Origin of the sequence: Staphylococcus sp. GDB9P120P (assembly GCF_017893435.1) — a bacterium.
Classification (GTDB): domain Bacteria; phylum Bacillota; class Bacilli; order Staphylococcales; family Staphylococcaceae; genus Staphylococcus; species Staphylococcus cohnii.
The window spans coordinates 262,988-279,701 of the sequence record NZ_JAESNB010000008.1; the positions used below are offsets into that span (position 1 = coordinate 262,988).

Genomic DNA, 16,714 nt, shown 5'->3' on the forward strand with positions numbered 1-16,714 from the left:
GTATTGGATGGAGGGCAGAAAATGACAGAAAAAAATGAATCAGTATTCGATGAAAACGAAAAGACTGAAGATATCAATCAAGAAACACCAAACAATCAAACAACTTCAGTTGAAGATACTGATGAAATAGCTAACGAATCACAAGATAATCTGCAAGAGGAAAATTCTGAAGATATTGAGGCAGATATCGATCCTAAAGATGAAGAAATTCAACAATTAAAAAATAATGTTCAAGAAGAAGAAGAAAAATATTTAAGATTATATGCTGAATTTGAAAATTATAAGCGTAGAATCCAAAAAGAAAATCAAACGATGAAAGCATATAAAGCTCAAGATGTTTTAAATGACATTTTACCGACTATAGATAATATAGAACGAGCTTTACAGATTGAAGGCGAAGATGAGCAATTTAAATCATTACAAAAAGGTGTAGAAATGGTTTATGAAAGCTTGTTGAATGCATTGAAAAATAACGGTTTAGAAAAAATTGAGGCTGAAGGTCAACAGTTTGATCCAAATGTACATCAAGCTGTAGTACAAGACGATAATCCTGATTATGAATCAGGTCAAGTTACTCAAGAACTACAAACTGGTTATAAATTGAAGGAACGTGTTTTAAGACCTTCAATGGTTAAAGTAAATCAATAAGTTTATTGATGAAAATACCGAATTTTTTAAACAAACAGGAGGAATTTATTTATGAGTAAAGTAATAGGTATTGACTTAGGTACAACAAATTCATGTGTAGCAATCTTAGAAGGTGACGAACCAAAAGTTGTTCAAAACCCAGAAGGTGCTAGAACAACACCATCTGTTGTAGCATTTAAAAATGGTGAAACTCAAGTAGGTGAAGTTGCTAAGCGTCAAGCAATTACAAACCCTAATACAATTCAATCTATCAAACGTCACATGGGTACTGAGCACAAAGTAGACGTAGAAGGTAAATCATACACACCCCAAGAAATATCTGCGATGGTATTACAAAACCTTAAGAGTACTGCAGAAGATTACTTAGGTGAAAAAGTAGAAAAAGCAGTTATCACTGTTCCTGCATATTTTAATGATAGTGAACGTCAAGCTACAAAAGATGCTGGTAAAATTGCAGGCTTAGAAGTTGAACGTATTATTAACGAACCAACAGCAGCAGCATTAGCTTATGGTTTAGATAAAACAGAACAAGACCAAAAAGTCTTAGTATTTGACCTAGGTGGCGGTACATTCGACGTATCTATCCTTGAATTAGGTGACGGTGTATTCGAAGTACTTTCAACTGCAGGTGATAATAAACTAGGTGGGGACGACTTTGACCAAGTTATTATCGATTATTTAGTTGCAGAATTTAAAAAAGAAAATGGCGTAGACCTATCACAAGACAAAATGGCATTACAACGTCTTAAAGACGCAGCTGAAAAAGCTAAAAAAGACTTATCAGGTGTTTCTCAAACACAAATCTCATTACCATTTATTTCTGCAGGTGAAAATGGTCCATTACACTTAGAATTAAGTTTAACACGTTCAAAATTTGAAGAATTAGCTGATTCATTAATCAGAAGAACGATGGAACCAACTCGCCAAGCTATGAAAGATGCAGGTATCAGTAGTTCTGATATCGATGAAGTTATTTTAGTTGGTGGTTCAACAAGAATTCCTGCAGTTCAAGACGCTGTGAAAAAAGAAGTAGGTAAAGATCCTCACAAAGGTGTTAACCCAGACGAAGTAGTAGCAATGGGTGCTGCTATCCAAGGTGGCGTTATCACTGGTGATGTTAAAGATGTAGTATTATTAGACGTAACACCTCTTTCATTAGGTATTGAAATAATGGGTGGACGTATGAATACATTGATTGAAAGAAATACTACTATCCCTACATCTAAATCACAAGTTTATTCAACGGCTGCAGATAATCAACCAGCAGTTGATATTCACGTATTACAAGGTGAACGTCCAATGGCTTCTGACAACAAAACACTTGGCAGATTCCAATTAACTGATATTCCACCAGCTCCACGTGGTGTACCACAAATCGAAGTAACTTTTGATATCGATAAAAATGGTATCGTTAATGTTACTGCAAAAGATTTAGGTACAAATAAAGAACAAAATATTACTATTCAATCAAGTTCTTCACTTTCTGATGATGAAATCGATCGTATGGTGAAAGATGCTGAAGAAAATGCTGAAGCAGATAAACAACGTCGTGAAGAAAGTGATTTAAGAAACGAAGCAGATAGCTTAGTATTCCAAGTTGAAAAAACAATTACTGATTTAGGTGAAAACATCAGTGAAGATGATAAAAATAATGCAGAAGAGAAAAAAGAAGCTTTAAAATCTGCGCTTGAAGGCGAAGATATTGATGACATTAAAGCTAAAAAAGAAGAACTAGAAAAAGTAGTTCAAGACTTATCTGCTAAAGTTTACGAGCAAGCTGCTCAAGCACAACAACAAGCACAAGGTGAACAAGCAAGTGGTTCAGATGATAGCAATGTTGAAGATGCTGATTTCACAGAAGTAAATGATGATGATAACAAAGACGACAAAAAATAAGTTTAGTTATTAATTGCTATTGAAAGCAGAATATGACACAATTGCTTAGCCAAATTAAGTCAAAGTCAATTGAACATTGGCTTTGACTTTTTCCTTTTTAATAAGTAATTTAATCAAACGTAAAAGGAGAGATAAAAGTGGCCAAAAGAGATTATTATGATATCTTAGGTGTTAGTAAAGATGCCTCTAAAGATGAAATAAAAAAGGCTTACCGTAAATTATCAAAAAAATATCATCCTGACATCAATAAAGAAGAAGGTGCAGACGAAAAGTTCAAGGAAATTTCAGAAGCATATGAAACGTTAAGTGATGAAAACAAGCGTGCAAACTATGATCAATTTGGTCATGATGGACCACAAGGTGGATTTGGCGGCCAAGGATTTGGTGGTCAAGACTTTAGCGGTTTCGGCGGCGGTTTCGAAGATATATTCAGTTCATTCTTCGGTGGTGGACGTCAAAGAGATCCAAATGCACCTAGAAAAGGTGATGACCTACAATATACAATGACTGTTACTTTTGAAGAAGCTGTATTCGGTACAAGCAAAGAGATTTCAATACGCAAAGATGTAACTTGTCATACTTGTGATGGTGAAGGTGCAAAACCAGGGACTAAGAAAAAAACGTGTCATTACTGTAATGGTTCAGGACATGTTGCTGTAGAACAGAATACAATATTAGGTAGAGTTAGAACTGAAAAAGTTTGTCCAGTATGTAGTGGTTCTGGTCAAGAATTTGAAGAACCTTGTCCGACATGTCACGGTAAAGGAACTGAAAACAAAACAGTTAAAATTAATGTTACAGTGCCAGAAGGTGTAGATAATGAACAACAAATAAGATTAGCAGGTGAAGGCGCGCCAGGAGAAAATGGTGGACCACAAGGTGATCTATACGTTGTATTTAGAGTTAAACCTTCTGAAACATTCGAAAGGGACGGCGACGATATTTACTTTTCACAAGATATCAGCATCGCTCAAGCAACACTTGGTGATGAAATTAAAGTCCCAACTTTAAAAGGTCATGTTATATTAACAATTCCTGGCGGAACACAATCAGGAAAACAATTCCGTCTTAAAGAAAAAGGTGTAAAAAATGTTCATGGCTATGGCTATGGTGATTTATTTATCAACGTGAAAGTTGTCACACCTACTAAGATAAATGAACGTCAAAAAGAATTGTTAAGAGAATTTGCTGAAATTGATGGTGAATCATTAACTGAGCAACCGTCAAATTTTAAGGATAAAGCAAAAAGATTCTTTAAGGGAGAATAAAATATGAACTGGACTGAAATATCAATCACTGCAAATCATGATGCCATACCAATTATTTCTAATATTTTAGAAGAATTTGGATCAAACGGAGTTGTTATCGAAGATTCACTAGATCTTCGAAATGATTTTGCTGATAAATTTGGTGAAATTTATGAACTAAATCCTGATGATTACCCAGTTAATGGCGTAAGAGTTAAAGCATATTTTAATGAAATAAAATATACTCAGGATTTTAAAAATGATCTGATTCAAAAAATTAAAAATATCGAATCTTTGGATGCAAAAATATTTGAATATCAACAACAAACAATTCAAGAACATGATTGGGAAAATGAATGGAAAAACTATTTTCATCCGTTTAGAGCGTCTGCTAAATTTACAATTGTTCCAAGTTGGGAAACATATCAAAAAGAAGACGAAAATGAAATGTGTATTGAGTTGGATTCAGGTATGGCCTTTGGTACAGGTGATCATCCAACGACAAGTATGTGCTTGAAAGCTATTGAAACTTTCGTGAAGCCAGATGATTCAGTGATTGATGTTGGTACAGGTTCAGGCATACTTAGCATTGCATCATATTTATTAGGAGTAGAACGCATAAAAGCGATTGATGTAGATGAAATGGCCATTAAAGTTGCGAAAGAAAACTTTGAAAAAAACAATTGTGTTAAAGCTATTGAGGCTGCGCCAGGCAATTTACTTACAGAAGAAACTGAAAAGTTTGATGTCGTTATTGCAAATATTTTAGCTCATATTATTGAAGAAATGATTGAAGATGCTTATAATACGTTAAATAAAGATGGTTATTTTATAACTTCTGGTATTATCACAGAGAAACATGAAACAATTTTAGTACAGATGAAGCGTGTAGGGTTTAAAATCATTTCTATTAATCATGAAAACGGTTGGGTATGTATCGTTGGACAGAAAGTGAGCGATTAAGCAATGCAGAGATATTTTATTGACCAAAACGCTGATATAAATCAGCGTTTTTTTATTACAGATCAAAATGATATACATCATATTACAAAGGTAATGCGATATCAAATTGGTGACCAAATAATTATTACTTTTTCAGATCAAAGCGTTTATAAATGTAAAATCGAAAATATGACTATGGCGCAAATTGAAATTACTTTAATAGAAAAAATAGATATCGATTCTGAATTACCACAACATATAACAATTTGCAGTGGGTTAATTAAAGCGGATAAGTATGAATGGATGATACAAAAATCCACAGAGTTAGGTGCAAGTCAATTTATCGCTGTTGGTATGCAAAGATCCGTTGTAAAATTAAATGAAAATAAAGTTATCAAAAAGATAGAACGTTGGCAAAAAATTATAAAAGAAGCTGCTGAACAAAGTTATAGGCTAATTATTCCAGAAATAGAGTATAAGTCGAATTTAAAAGAAATTTATGATATTATAAATGAATATGATTATGTATTGATTGCTTATGAAGAATCTGCTAAGTGTGGGGAAAAAAGTACTTTTAAGGCAGTTGTTCAAAAATTTGAACCTGGTGATCGTGTGTTAATCATTTTTGGGCCTGAAGGTGGCTTGTCTGAATCAGAAATTAAGTTATTTGGTAGTTCAGCATACCAAGTTGGTCTAGGGCCTAGGATATTAAGAGCTGAAACTGCACCGCTATATACTTTAAGTGCTGTAAGCTTTCAAAAAGACTTATTGGGGTGATATTTATGTCAACAGTTGCATTTCATACATTAGGATGTAAAGTGAATCATTATGAAACAGAAGCAATTTGGCAATTATTTAAAGAAGCAGATTATGATCGTGTTGATTTTGAAACAAATGCTGATGTATTTGTTATTAATACGTGTACGGTAACTAATACAGGTGATAAAAAAAGCAGACAAGTCATTAGACGTGCTATAAGACAAAATCCAGAGGCAGTGGTATGTGTAACTGGTTGTTATGCACAGACATCTCCTGCTGAAATTATGGAAATACCTGGCGTAGATATTGTGGTCGGCACTCAAGATCGGACGAAGTTAATCGGTTATATCAATGAGTTTAAAAAAGAAAGACAACCAATTAATGGTGTGGGAAACATCATGAAAAATCGTACATATGAAGAATTAGAAGTTCCATACTTTACAGATAGAACAAGAGCCTCGTTGAAGATACAAGAAGGGTGCAATAATTTTTGTACTTTCTGTATTATTCCTTGGGCTCGTGGCTTAATGCGATCTAGAGACCCCGAAAAAGTGATAGAACAAGCAACTACACTTGTAAATTCAGGGTATAAAGAAATTGTTTTAACTGGTATTCATACAGGTGGATATGGTCAGGATTTAAAAAATTATAATTTAGCACAATTATTACGTGACTTAGAAACTGTAGATGGCTTAGAGCGTATTAGAATTTCTTCGATTGAAGCAAGTCAATTAACAGATGAAGTTATTAGTGTAATTGAGCAATCAAACAAAGTTGTACGTCATCTTCATATCCCATTACAATCTGGGTCTGATTCAGTGTTGAAGAGAATGAGAAGAAAATATACTATGGCTCATTTTTCAGAGCGATTGACTCGTTTACATGAAGCACTACCTGGATTAGCAGTCACAAGTGATGTCATTGTTGGTTTCCCAGGTGAAACTGAAGAAGAGTTCCAAGAAACATATGATTTTATTGTTGAACACAAATTTTCAGAATTACATGTATTTCCTTATTCTTCAAGAATTGGCACACCAGCTGCTAGAATGGACGACCAAGTTGATGAAAATATTAAAAATGAACGTGTACATCGCTTAATTCATTTAAGCGATCAGCTTGCTAAAAAGTATGCATCAAAATTTGATCAAGAAGTACTTGAAGTTATTCCAGAAGAAGTTGGCAGTGAGCCAGGGACATTAATAGGTTTTGCTGATAATTATATGAAAGTTCAATTCGCTGGCGATGAATCTCTAATCGGTGAACTCGTAAAGATAAAAATCACTCAACCTGATTACCCAATCAATCAAGGTGAATTACTAAGAGTGGTAAATCATGCTACCAATACAACAGAACATTCTGTTACTGTATAAAATTTAATTGATAATGATTCAATGCAAACACCTCTACATGGTGTAAAATGAATCATGAAATTAAAATTTTACTAATTGACCACATTAATCAGATATATTATACTAATTAATACATGGTAATTACCGTGTAATGATTATAAAGTTTCGTTGATATTTGGAGGGAGGGAAATACACATGTCTAAAACAGTAGTCAAAAAGAACGAATCACTTGAAGATGCGTTACGTCGTTTCAAACGTACAGTTTCTAAAAGCGGTACAATTCAAGAAGTACGTAAACGTGAATTTTACGAAAAACCTAGCGTTAAACGTAAAAAGAAATCAGAAGCTGCACGTAAACGTAAATTCAAATAATTAATTGTTTCGTTGACTCCCTCAACACCAACATTAATTATAAACCATAATAGCCTTAGTTGTTCATACAGCTAAGGCTATTTTTATTTATTAACGTAGATAAATGAACTACACTATATATTCCTATTTATGATTTTCATAAGCATTAGAAAATCTTGTACTTAGTTTAAAAATTACCATATTCACGTTAATCAAGTATTAATGTCGTACATCTCGTGTAGCTGGTTGAAATTGATTATTTTTCTGGGAATATCATTTAATAATAAATGAATAATATTACGATTTTTATTGTGTAAACGGTATAATCATATATTTATTTCATGTATAATTAAATTGAGAGTGAGGTGATAAAGTGATTCCTTCGATGAGCAGTATACATACTATCTTTTCAACCAAACTTGTTGAAAACGGAAACTGGATAGACAATGTTTCTAACTTTATTGTTAGTCCAATAGGTGCTTTGATATTAACTTGTATTATCTTCTTAGGTTTTTTGTACCAGTTATATTCAAATAGAATAAATATTGTCGGAATTATATCAACATTAGCATTATTCATTTTCTTTTTAGGATTTTTTGTAAAAGGGGATGTCAACTTTTATTCTGTTGTTTTATTCGCCATTGGTGTGATATTCGTTATCATTGAATTATTTGTAGTGGGTGCAATTATTGGCATTATAGGTATGGCGTTAATCGTTTTCAGTATTGTTACTTTAGGTGATAATCTAGTGTACATGATTGCTAATGTTGTCGTAGCCTTAATATTATCAATCATAGAATGGGTGATACTTGTGAAATTTTTCAAACGTAAAATACCGTTTTTAGATAAAGTTGTATTGAAGGATTCTACAAATGCAGAAGCAGGTTATACATCACATGAAGATCGCTCTCATTTAGTTGGAGAAGTTGCAACTACATCTACAGATTTGAGACCAGCAGGAATTATTATTTATAACAATGAACGTATCGATGCAGTTTCAGATGGTTCTTTTATATTACGGAACAAACAAGTTACTATTCTGGAAGTTGAAGGTACTCGAGTTGTTGTGAGAGAAATAGAAACATAAAGGAGAATGAGTATGATTGGAATTTTAATTATAGCAGTTATAGTCGTAATTGCATTATTGTTATTATTTTCATTTGTACCTGTTGGATTGTGGATTTCAGCAATCGCAGCGGGTGTAAAAGTAGGCATTGGTACCCTAGTAGGTATGAGATTACGTAGAGTTTCTCCACGTAAAGTAATATCACCTTTAATTAAAGCTCATAAAGCAGGGCTAAACTTGACAACGAACCAACTTGAATCACATTATTTAGCAGGTGGTAATGTTGACCGTGTTGTTGATGCAAATATCGCTGCACAAAGAGCTGATATTAATTTACCTTTTGAACGTGGTGCAGCTATTGACTTAGCAGGACGTGACGTGTTAGAAGCAGTTCAAATGTCTGTAAATCCAAAAGTAATTGAGACACCATTTATCGCCGGTGTTGCAATGAATGGTATCGAAGTTAAAGCAAAAGCAAGAATCACAGTACGTGCGAATATTGCAAGATTAGTCGGTGGTGCTGGAGAAGAAACGATTATTGCACGTGTTGGTGAAGGTATTGTTTCTACAATTGGTTCTAGTGAACATCACACACAAGTGCTTGAAAATCCTGATAATATTTCTAAAACAGTTTTAAGTAAAGGTTTAGATTCAGGTACAGCTTTTGAAATTTTATCAATCGATATTGCAGACGTAGACATTAGCAAGAACATTGGTGCAGATTTACAAACTGAACAAGCGCTTGCTGATAAAAATATCGCACAAGCAAAAGCCGAAGAACGCCGTGCAATGGCAGTAGCACAAGAACAAGAAATGAAAGCAAAAGTACAAGAAATGCGCTCTAAAGTTGTTGAAGCGGAAGCAGAAGTTCCACTAGCTATGGCTGAAGCATTACGTTCAGGAAATCTTGGAGTGAAAGATTATTATAATCTGAAAAATGTTGAAGCAGATACTGGTATGAGAAATTCTATTAACCAACGTACAAAAAAAGAAGATGATGAATCACCGGAATAATAAATAGGGGTGATTAAATGAATATAGGTATTATTATCTTTGTAGTATCTGTCATTTTTACGATAATTGGTGCTATTAACGATGATAGTCATAAAAAGCGAAAAAAACAACAACCGCCAGCTAATAAACAGCCGAATCAGTCTGAAACACCACCAAAAAAACGTGGTTTCCTTGAAGAAGTTGGAAAAACATTTTCTGAGTTAGAAAAACAATTTAATGATGGTCCTTTTACTCAGGAAGAACATACACCAAAGCAGAATAAACCTGCTGAAACACGAGCTGAAAAGATGGAAACTGAGACGCCTCAACAAGAAACATCAACGGTTCCTAAACATAATGAAACCGAAGCTGAAAAAGTAAAACGTGAGCAAAAGCAACAAGATGATACACTTCAAAAAGAGCTTGAAGCTGATTTAATGGGCAAAATGGAAGACGTACGTAATGAAATCGATCGTGAAACTGAGAAAAAAATACAAAGAACTGAGAAAAAAGCACGAGAAATCATTTCTGATAAATATTTATCAGAGAGAACTAAGCGTTATCGTTTAAAACAGTTAATGAATGCGCATTCTGTTCAAAGCTCTGGCACAAATGCTCAATATAGATTTGCTGATGATGAAGTTGTTAATGGTATTATTTGGTCTGAAGTTTTAGAAAGACCAAAAAAATTATAAATTTATTTAAACTCAACTTATAAAGTTAGATTTTTGACTTTGTAAGTTGAGTTATTTTTAATTTCAAAATATATAATGATCGTTAATTTTTATACTATACTTTCTTAATGCTCTGGTTTACATAAAAATAACAATTTATGTTAATTTTTAATTCACTTTGAAATAATATGAGAATATTTCATGATATAATAACATTGAAGTTGCAGTATGATTTATTGAAATTGTTAATTTTATAATAATGCTTATTTCATATCATGCATCATAATTATTTTTGTAACTTAAAATCTAATAGGATAAAATAATAGAAACGAATATATTTGTAAAGGAGCAACTATATGCCTGGAATTATTCAAATAGATGACATCAATGAAGCACAAGCACTCATTGGTAATAATGATGAAAATCTTAAATCAATTGAAGAAGGATTTGATGTCATAATACATGCTCGAGGACAAGAAATAGCCGTAAAAGGTGAAAAAATTGAGCATGTAGAACAAGCAGAATCAGTACTGATTAATTTATTAAAAGTAATACAGCAAGGCGTAACTATATCGCTCAAGGATGTAGAAGCCGCTGTTAAAATGGCAAAAAATGGTACGATTCATTACTTATTAGATTTATATGATGACGAAATTACTAAAGACGCGTTTGGTAAAACAATACGGGCTAAAACTATGGGACAAAGACTTTATGTTAATGCTATGTATCATAATGACTTGGTATTTGGCGTTGGACCAGCAGGTACAGGGAAAACATTTTTAGCCGTCGTTTATGCCGCTAAGCAACTGCGAAAAGGTAATGTTAAACGTATCGTGTTGACAAGACCTGCAGTAGAAGCTGGTGAATCATTAGGATTTTTACCTGGTGATTTGAAGGAGAAAGTAGATCCTTATTTGCGCCCGTTATATGATGGTTTAAATACTGTTTTAGGAAGAGAACAAACTGCTAGATTTATCGAGCGTGGCGTTATAGAAATAGCACCATTAGCATATATGAGAGGGAGAACACTTGATGATGCATTTGTTATTTTAGATGAAGCGCAAAACACTACGCATGCTCAGATGAAAATGTTCTTAACAAGGTTAGGTTTTGGTTCGAAAATGGTTGTAACTGGTGATAAGACACAAATTGACTTACCTAAAGGTGTTAAAAGTGGTCTTAAAGAAGCAATAGCAAAGTTACACAATGTTAAAGGTCTAAGTATCCATCATTTAGACCAAAACGACGTTGTTCGTCATCCACTTGTAAGTAAAATAATTGATCGTTATGAGGGAGAAGAGTAAATGTTTACAATAGATTTTAATGATCATACTGAATTAGTTGATAACAACTGGTTTAAGCAAATAGACGATCTTCTTACTTTTGCAAAAGAACAAGAAGGAATAGATAACGATGCTGAATTATCTGTGACATTTGTAGACAAAGCAGAAATTCAACAAATTAATAAAATGTATCGAGATAAAGACAAAGTAACAGATGTAATATCCTTTGCTTTAGAAGAAGATGAACCCGAAATTAGTGGTTTAGACATACCTAGAGTACTCGGAGATATTATCATATGCACTGAAGTTGCTCAATCACAGGCAGATGCATATGGACATTCGTTTGAAAGAGAACTTGGCTTCCTTGCCCTTCATGGTTTTTTACATTTATTAGGCTATGATCACATGGATGAAGCGGATGAAAAAGAAATGTTTGGTCGTCAAGATGAAATTTTAAATGCCTACGGGTTGCCAAGAGATTAGAGGTAGCTATGAAACGTTTTAAATATGCTTTTCAAGGTTTACTGGTCCTTTTTAGTAAAGATAAAAAGTTTTTAATCCATATTATTTTTGCAGTTATTGCAATTTTTCTTAGTATTTATTTAAAAATAAATACAGTTGAATGGATTTTAATCCTCATTGCTATAGGATTCGTGTTAACATTTGAAGCCATAAATACAGCACTTGAATATGTAGTGGATTTGATTACAGATGAATATCATGACTTTGCAAAGAAAGCTAAAGATACAGCAGCTGCTAGTGTTATGCTTGCTTCAATAATTGCGTTGGCAATTGGACTTATCGTTTTTTTACCATATTTTATAAAATAAACAATACGATTTTTAATCTATCTATATACTAAGCAGCAGTTAGTTTGAAATAACAATACAAAATTAAAAATTGAATAGGAGTGTTAAATTATGGCATACCAACCTGATTATTTTAAGGAAGTAAGAAAAGCACAAAGTAATGCTTATGCACCATACAGTAAATTTAAAGTAGGTGCATATTTAATTACAAAAGATGGTAAAACATATCACGGTGCAAATGTAGAAAATGCCGCTTATCCATTAGGTATTTGTGCAGAAAGGTCAAGCCTTGTTGCAGCTATTGCTGATGGATACCGACCAGGCGATTTCGAATCGATTACTGTAACCGTTGATGCAGAATCACCTTCTTCGCCTTGTGGTTCTTGTAGACAAGTGTTAAAAGAGCTTTGTGATGATGAAATGCCTGTATATATGACCAATCATAAGGGTGACATGATACAATCTACAGTTAGTGATTTGTTACCTCTAGGATTTTCTGGAAAGGATTTAAACTAATGACAGCACATAAATCAGGATTTGTAACAATTATTGGTAGACCTAATGTAGGTAAATCTACCTTTGTAAATCGCGTCATCGGACATAAAATTGCTATTATGTCTGATAAAGCACAAACGACAAGAAATAAAATTCAAGGTGTAATGACTCAAGAAGATGCACAAATTATATTTTTAGATACGCCAGGTATACACAAACCTAAACATAAATTAGGCGATTATATGATGCGTGTGGCGACTAACACGTTATCGGAAATTGATGCTATTATGTTTATGGTCAATGTTAATGAAGATATTGGTCGTGGTGATGAATACATTATGGAAATGTTAAAATCAGTTAAAACACCAGTATTTTTAGTGTTAAATAAGATTGACTTAGTACATCCAGATGAACTTATGCCAAGAATAGAAAAATATAAAAAATATATGAATTTCACTGAAATTGTTCCTATATCTGCATTAGAAGGATTAAATGTTGAGCATTTTATCAATGTTATTAAATCTTATTTACCAGAAGGGCCCAAATACTACCCGGATGACCAAATTTCCGATCACCCTGAACAGTTTGTAGTGAGTGAACTTATCCGCGAGAAAATATTACATCTTACAAATGAAGAAATTCCACATGCGATTGGAGTCAATGTTGATCGAATGATTAAAGAAGATGAAGATCGAGTGAGAATAGAAGCTACTATTTTTGTGGAACGCGATTCACAAAAAGGGATAGTTATAGGTAAAGGTGGCAAAAAACTCAAAGAAGTTGGGAAAAGGGCACGCCAAGATATTGAAGGGTTATTAGGCTCTAAAGTGTATTTAGAATTATGGGTAAAAGTTCAAAAAGATTGGCGAAACAAAGTTAACTTTATTCGTCAAATGGGATATTTAGAAGATCGAGATTAATTTGAGAGTCGGTGAGCTAAAATGTTAATCAAACAAAAGGGTATTATTATTAAAACAATTGATTATGGCGAATCCGATAAAATCATCACAATTTTAAATGAATATGGTGCAAAAATTCCACTTATGGTTCGACGCGCCAAAAAGAGTAAGAGTGGTTTGCAAGCTAATACGCAACTATTTGTGTATGGCTTGTTTATTTATTCCAAATGGAAAGGCATGGGAACTTTAAGTTCTGTAGATGTCATCGACCAAAATTACCATTTGCGATTAGATATTTATGAGAGTAGTTACGCTAGTTTATGTACTGAAACGATAGATCAATCCATTGAAAATGATGAACTTTCGCAATTTAGTTACGAGTTATTACACTTTGTATTAGCTAAAATTAAAAGTGGTGTATCCGCTCAATTGATGTCAGTCATCGTATTGATTAAATCAATGTCAAAGTTTGGCTTCAGCGCAATATTTAATCATTGCGTTGTCACTGGTGATGACGACCAATCTAAGCTCATTGGTTATAGTTTTAAATTTGATGGTGCAATTTCAAATCATGCAAATCAACAAGATCCAAATGCGTTGCTACTGTCCAATAGAACACTTTATTTATTAGATGTGTTACAAAACTTACCGATAAGTAAAATGAGCGCTTTAAGTATTCATCAAGATATCGTTGATGAGATGTCGCAATTGATGATAATGTTATATAGTGAATATGCTGGCATGTATTTCAAAAGCCAAAAACTTATTAATCAATTACAAAGATTAGATAATTCAAATTAATTCTATAAATAGGGTCAAGTTCAATCAATCATTAAATTTTATAAATAATAAAAACGTCAATTTCTATAAATTGTATAGAAATTGACGTTTTTCATTTAGCTCGACCACTTTTAAGGGTCGATAGATATATTGAAATTAAAATTTAACTCTTTCTGTTAAGAAACTTTCTAATTCAGCAATCGGCATACGTACTTGTTCCATCGTATCTCTGTCTCGTACCGTTACTTGCTGGTCTTCTAGTGAATCGAAATCAAATGTTATACAGTATGGTGTGCCGATTTCGTCTTGACGACGGTAACGTTTACCAATTGATTGTGATTCATCAAAATCAATTGCAAAGTTTGCGCTTAACTGTTCAAATATTTTAATTGCATCACCAGATAATTTTTTACTTAATGGTAAAACAGCAGCTTTATATGGTGCTAATGCAGGATGGAAGTGTAATACAGTTCTTGAATCTTTACTACCTTCAACACCTTCTTCTGCATATGCATCACAAAGGAATGCTAAAGTAACTCGATCCGCACCAAGTGAAGGTTCGATACAATATGGTAGGTATTTTTCACCAGTTTCTTGGTCATGATATTGGAAATCTTCACCAGAATGTTCACTATGTTGTTTTAAATCATAATCTGTTCTACTTGCAATACCCCATAATTCTCCCCAACCAAATGGGAAACGATATTCTATATCAGTTGTTGCATTTGAGTAATGTGATAACTCGTCTGCATCATGGTCACGTAAGCGCGTTGCAGATTCACTTAAATTTAAATCTTTTAACCATTGGCTTGCAAAAGTTTTCCAATAATTTTGCCACTCTATTTCTTCACCAGGCTTACAGAAGAATTCTAATTCCATCTGTTCAAATTCACGTGTTCTAAAGATGAAGTTACCAGGTGTAATTTCATTACGGAATGACTTACCAATTTGGCCAATTCCGAATGGCAATTTTTTACGCATTGTACGTTGAACATTTTTGTAATTGACGAAAATACCTTGTGCAGTTTCAGGACGTAAGAAAATTTCATTTGTTGAATCTTCCGTAACACCTTGGAATGTTTTGAACATCAAATTAAATTGACGAATATCTGTCCAATTAGCAGTGCCACTTACTGGACAAACAATACCTTCTTCATCAATAATACGTTTCATTTCATCGAAACTTAGACCATCAGCAACGAAATTTTCATCGCCTTTTTCATTTGCCATATAGTCTTCTATTATTTTATCTGCACGATAACGAATTTTACTGTCTTTATTGTCTATCATTGGATCATTAAAGTTACCTAAATGCCCAGACGCTTCCCATGTTTTTGGGTTCATTAAAATTGCTGCATCGATCCCAACGTTATATGGAGATTGCGTGATAAATTTTTGCCACCAGGCTTTTTTAATATTGTTTTTTAATTCAACACCTAATGGACCATAGTCCCATGTATTTGATAATCCACCATAAATGTCACTACCAGGGAATACAAAACCTCTATGTTTTGCTAACTGAACGATTGTTTCCATATCTTTTGCCAAAAAAACCACTCCTTTTAACATAAAAAACGCCCCAAGACAAAGAAAAAGCCAAAAAAACTTAATCATTGTCTTGGGACGAGTTAATTAATTTTAATCACATAAAATTTATGTGTTTTTAATAAATTTTTAATAACCCGCGGTTCCACCCAATTTAGTGTGTACACTCGCTTTTGAAACTTCATTTGAAATTGTAGCCAATTGTTTTGTTAAGCTTTCACCACCCTTAACTCGCTTTAAATACAATTTTAATGTATTGGTTGATTATTAGCAAGTAAATATATGTATTTGTAGCAATTTATAATTCAATGTATAATTAAATGTAATGAGTAAAGGGGTGAAGTCTTATAGAACTGAGTAAAAGACAACAACAAATTGTTGATATTGTCAAAAATAATGGACCTATTACTGGTGAACATATAGCAGAACATCTTAGTCTTACTAGAGCGACCTTGAGACCAGATTTAGCAATTCTCACAATGTCTGGTATTTTAGAAGCTCGTCCACGTGTAGGCTACTACTATTCTGGAAAGCCAAAAAATAAATTAATTGCTGATCAATTAAAACAATATATTGTTAAAGATTACGCATCACACCCTGTAGTAGTAAAAAACGAAATGTCTGTTTATGATGCAATTTGTACAATATTTCTAGAGGATGTTAGTACGTTGTTTGTTATAAATAATGAAGGAGATTTTATAGGCGTTTGTTCTCGAAAGGATTTATTACGTGCGTCAATGATAGGTAAGGATATACATACGATGCCTGTTAATATTATAATGACACGTATGCCTAATTTAAGCTTTGTACTTGAAGACGAGCGTGTAATATTTGCTGCAAATCTAATGATTGAAAAAGAAATAGATTCTTTACCAATTGTGATTAAAAAAGAAAATGGAAAATATGAAGTTAAGGGCCGTATATCTAAAACAACAATTACAAAAATATTTGTCTCTTTACTAAATGAATAGGTGGTAT

Annotated in this window: 18 protein-coding genes; 17 read left to right on the forward strand and 1 reads right to left on the reverse strand. The window is 33.1% G+C overall.

Annotated features, from left to right (window positions below; genetic code table 11):
* Window positions 1–21 precede the first annotated feature (21 nt).
* The 16 genes from grpE (at window position 22) to recO (ending at window position 14,212) form a co-directional block, all read left to right on the forward strand.
* Entirely contained in the window at window positions 22–648 is a 627-nt protein-coding gene (grpE, locus tag KA856_RS06480) for a nucleotide exchange factor GrpE (RefSeq protein WP_107384907.1), read from the forward strand.
* A 51-nt stretch (window positions 649–699) separates the two neighbouring features.
* Entirely contained in the window at window positions 700–2,544 is a 1,845-nt protein-coding gene (gene dnaK, locus KA856_RS06485; RefSeq protein ID WP_019469381.1) for a molecular chaperone DnaK, read from the forward strand.
* Window positions 2,545–2,681: 137 nt separating this feature from the next.
* Window positions 2,682–3,812 (forward strand): molecular chaperone DnaJ, encoded by a 1,131-nt coding sequence (dnaJ, locus tag KA856_RS06490; RefSeq protein WP_107384908.1) that lies wholly within the window; start codon window positions 2,682–2,684, stop codon window positions 3,810–3,812.
* A 3-nt stretch (window positions 3,813–3,815) separates the two neighbouring features.
* Entirely contained in the window at window positions 3,816–4,754 is a 939-nt protein-coding gene (gene prmA / locus KA856_RS06495) for a 50S ribosomal protein L11 methyltransferase (RefSeq protein ID WP_119535951.1), read from the forward strand.
* Between the two features lie 3 nt (window positions 4,755–4,757).
* Window positions 4,758–5,510: a 16S rRNA (uracil(1498)-N(3))-methyltransferase gene (locus KA856_RS06500; RefSeq protein ID WP_119535950.1), complete on the forward strand. Its 753-nt coding sequence runs from the start codon at window positions 4,758–4,760 to the stop codon at window positions 5,508–5,510.
* 5 nt (window positions 5,511–5,515) lie between these two features.
* Window positions 5,516–6,862 carry a tRNA (N(6)-L-threonylcarbamoyladenosine(37)-C(2))-methylthiotransferase MtaB gene (mtaB, locus tag KA856_RS06505; protein ID WP_119535949.1) on the forward strand — a complete coding sequence of 449 codons (1,347 nt, stop codon included), beginning with the start codon at window positions 5,516–5,518 and terminating at the stop codon, window positions 6,860–6,862.
* 174 nt (window positions 6,863–7,036) lie between these two features.
* A complete protein-coding gene (gene rpsU, locus KA856_RS06510; protein WP_002483157.1) occupies window positions 7,037–7,213 on the forward strand; it encodes a 30S ribosomal protein S21 in 177 nt (58 codons plus the stop codon).
* Window positions 7,214–7,577: 364 nt separating this feature from the next.
* Window positions 7,578–8,279, forward strand: coding sequence for an NfeD family protein (locus tag KA856_RS06515; RefSeq protein WP_154409384.1), 702 nt, complete (start codon window positions 7,578–7,580; stop codon window positions 8,277–8,279).
* Between the two features lie 6 nt (window positions 8,280–8,285).
* On the forward strand, window positions 8,286–9,272 hold the full coding sequence (floA, locus tag KA856_RS06520; protein WP_026034799.1) for a flotillin-like protein FloA: 987 nt from the start codon (window positions 8,286–8,288) through the stop codon (window positions 9,270–9,272).
* 17 nt (window positions 9,273–9,289) lie between these two features.
* Window positions 9,290–9,946, forward strand: a complete 657-nt coding sequence (locus KA856_RS06525; protein WP_181187598.1) for a hypothetical protein — start codon at window positions 9,290–9,292, stop codon at window positions 9,944–9,946.
* A gap of 335 nt (window positions 9,947–10,281) precedes the next feature.
* Window positions 10,282–11,229 (forward strand): PhoH family protein, encoded by a 948-nt coding sequence (locus KA856_RS06530; RefSeq protein ID WP_107385076.1) that lies wholly within the window; start codon window positions 10,282–10,284, stop codon window positions 11,227–11,229.
* Window positions 11,230–11,691: an rRNA maturation RNase YbeY gene (ybeY, locus tag KA856_RS06535; RefSeq protein WP_107385075.1), complete on the forward strand. Its 462-nt coding sequence runs from the start codon at window positions 11,230–11,232 to the stop codon at window positions 11,689–11,691.
* An 8-nt stretch (window positions 11,692–11,699) separates the two neighbouring features.
* On the forward strand, window positions 11,700–12,038 hold the full coding sequence (locus tag KA856_RS06540) for a diacylglycerol kinase family protein (RefSeq protein ID WP_107505153.1): 339 nt from the start codon (window positions 11,700–11,702) through the stop codon (window positions 12,036–12,038).
* 90 nt (window positions 12,039–12,128) lie between these two features.
* A complete protein-coding gene (gene cdd / locus KA856_RS06545) occupies window positions 12,129–12,533 on the forward strand; it encodes a cytidine deaminase (protein ID WP_019469371.1) in 405 nt (134 codons plus the stop codon).
* Window positions 12,533–13,432 (forward strand): GTPase Era, encoded by a 900-nt coding sequence (era, locus tag KA856_RS06550; RefSeq protein WP_107385073.1) that lies wholly within the window; start codon window positions 12,533–12,535, stop codon window positions 13,430–13,432. The genes cdd and era overlap by 1 nt, the downstream gene beginning before the upstream one ends.
* Before the next feature lie 21 nt (window positions 13,433–13,453).
* The gene (gene recO / locus KA856_RS06555; protein WP_210138573.1) at window positions 13,454–14,212 is read left to right on the forward strand and encodes a DNA repair protein RecO; all 759 of its coding nucleotides are present in this window, start codon (window positions 13,454–13,456) and stop codon (window positions 14,210–14,212) included.
* Between the two features lie 135 nt (window positions 14,213–14,347).
* Here the strand turns inward: recO and KA856_RS06560 are convergent, their stop codons facing one another.
* Complete coding sequence (locus KA856_RS06560; protein ID WP_119535839.1) at window positions 14,348–15,739, reverse strand: glycine--tRNA ligase; 1,392 nt, start codon at window positions 15,737–15,739, stop codon at window positions 14,348–14,350.
* A 344-nt stretch (window positions 15,740–16,083) separates the two neighbouring features.
* On the opposite strand from KA856_RS06560, the gene ccpN reads away from it, so the two are divergent.
* Window positions 16,084–16,707, forward strand: a complete 624-nt coding sequence (ccpN, locus tag KA856_RS06565) for a transcriptional regulator CcpN (RefSeq protein ID WP_071560292.1) — start codon at window positions 16,084–16,086, stop codon at window positions 16,705–16,707.
* The last annotated feature ends 7 nt before the right edge of the window (window positions 16,708–16,714 follow it).

Excerpts from the sequence above, each read along its gene's own strand:
- grpE (WP_107384907.1), top strand. The coding sequence starts at position 22 with ATGACAGAAAAAAATGAATCAGTATTCGATGAAAACGAAAAGACTGAA.
- dnaK (WP_019469381.1), top strand. The coding sequence starts at position 700 with ATGAGTAAAGTAATAGGTATTGACTTAGGTACAACAAATTCATGTGTA.
- prmA (WP_119535951.1), top strand. The coding sequence starts at position 3,816 with ATGAACTGGACTGAAATATCAATCACTGCAAATCATGATGCCATACCA.
- KA856_RS06500 (WP_119535950.1), top strand. The coding sequence starts at position 4,758 with ATGCAGAGATATTTTATTGACCAAAACGCTGATATAAATCAGCGTTTT.
- mtaB (WP_119535949.1), top strand. The coding sequence starts at position 5,516 with ATGTCAACAGTTGCATTTCATACATTAGGATGTAAAGTGAATCATTAT.
- rpsU (WP_002483157.1), top strand. The coding sequence starts at position 7,037 with ATGTCTAAAACAGTAGTCAAAAAGAACGAATCACTTGAAGATGCGTTA.
- KA856_RS06515 (WP_154409384.1), top strand. The coding sequence starts at position 7,578 with ATGAGCAGTATACATACTATCTTTTCAACCAAACTTGTTGAAAACGGA.
- floA (WP_026034799.1), top strand. The coding sequence starts at position 8,286 with ATGAGTATGATTGGAATTTTAATTATAGCAGTTATAGTCGTAATTGCA.
- KA856_RS06525 (WP_181187598.1), top strand. The coding sequence starts at position 9,290 with ATGAATATAGGTATTATTATCTTTGTAGTATCTGTCATTTTTACGATA.
- KA856_RS06530 (WP_107385076.1), top strand. The coding sequence starts at position 10,282 with ATGCCTGGAATTATTCAAATAGATGACATCAATGAAGCACAAGCACTC.
- ybeY (WP_107385075.1), top strand. The coding sequence starts at position 11,230 with ATGTTTACAATAGATTTTAATGATCATACTGAATTAGTTGATAACAAC.
- KA856_RS06540 (WP_107505153.1), top strand. The coding sequence starts at position 11,700 with ATGAAACGTTTTAAATATGCTTTTCAAGGTTTACTGGTCCTTTTTAGT.
- cdd (WP_019469371.1), top strand. The coding sequence starts at position 12,129 with ATGGCATACCAACCTGATTATTTTAAGGAAGTAAGAAAAGCACAAAGT.
- era (WP_107385073.1), top strand. The coding sequence starts at position 12,533 with ATGACAGCACATAAATCAGGATTTGTAACAATTATTGGTAGACCTAAT.
- recO (WP_210138573.1), top strand. The coding sequence starts at position 13,454 with ATGTTAATCAAACAAAAGGGTATTATTATTAAAACAATTGATTATGGC.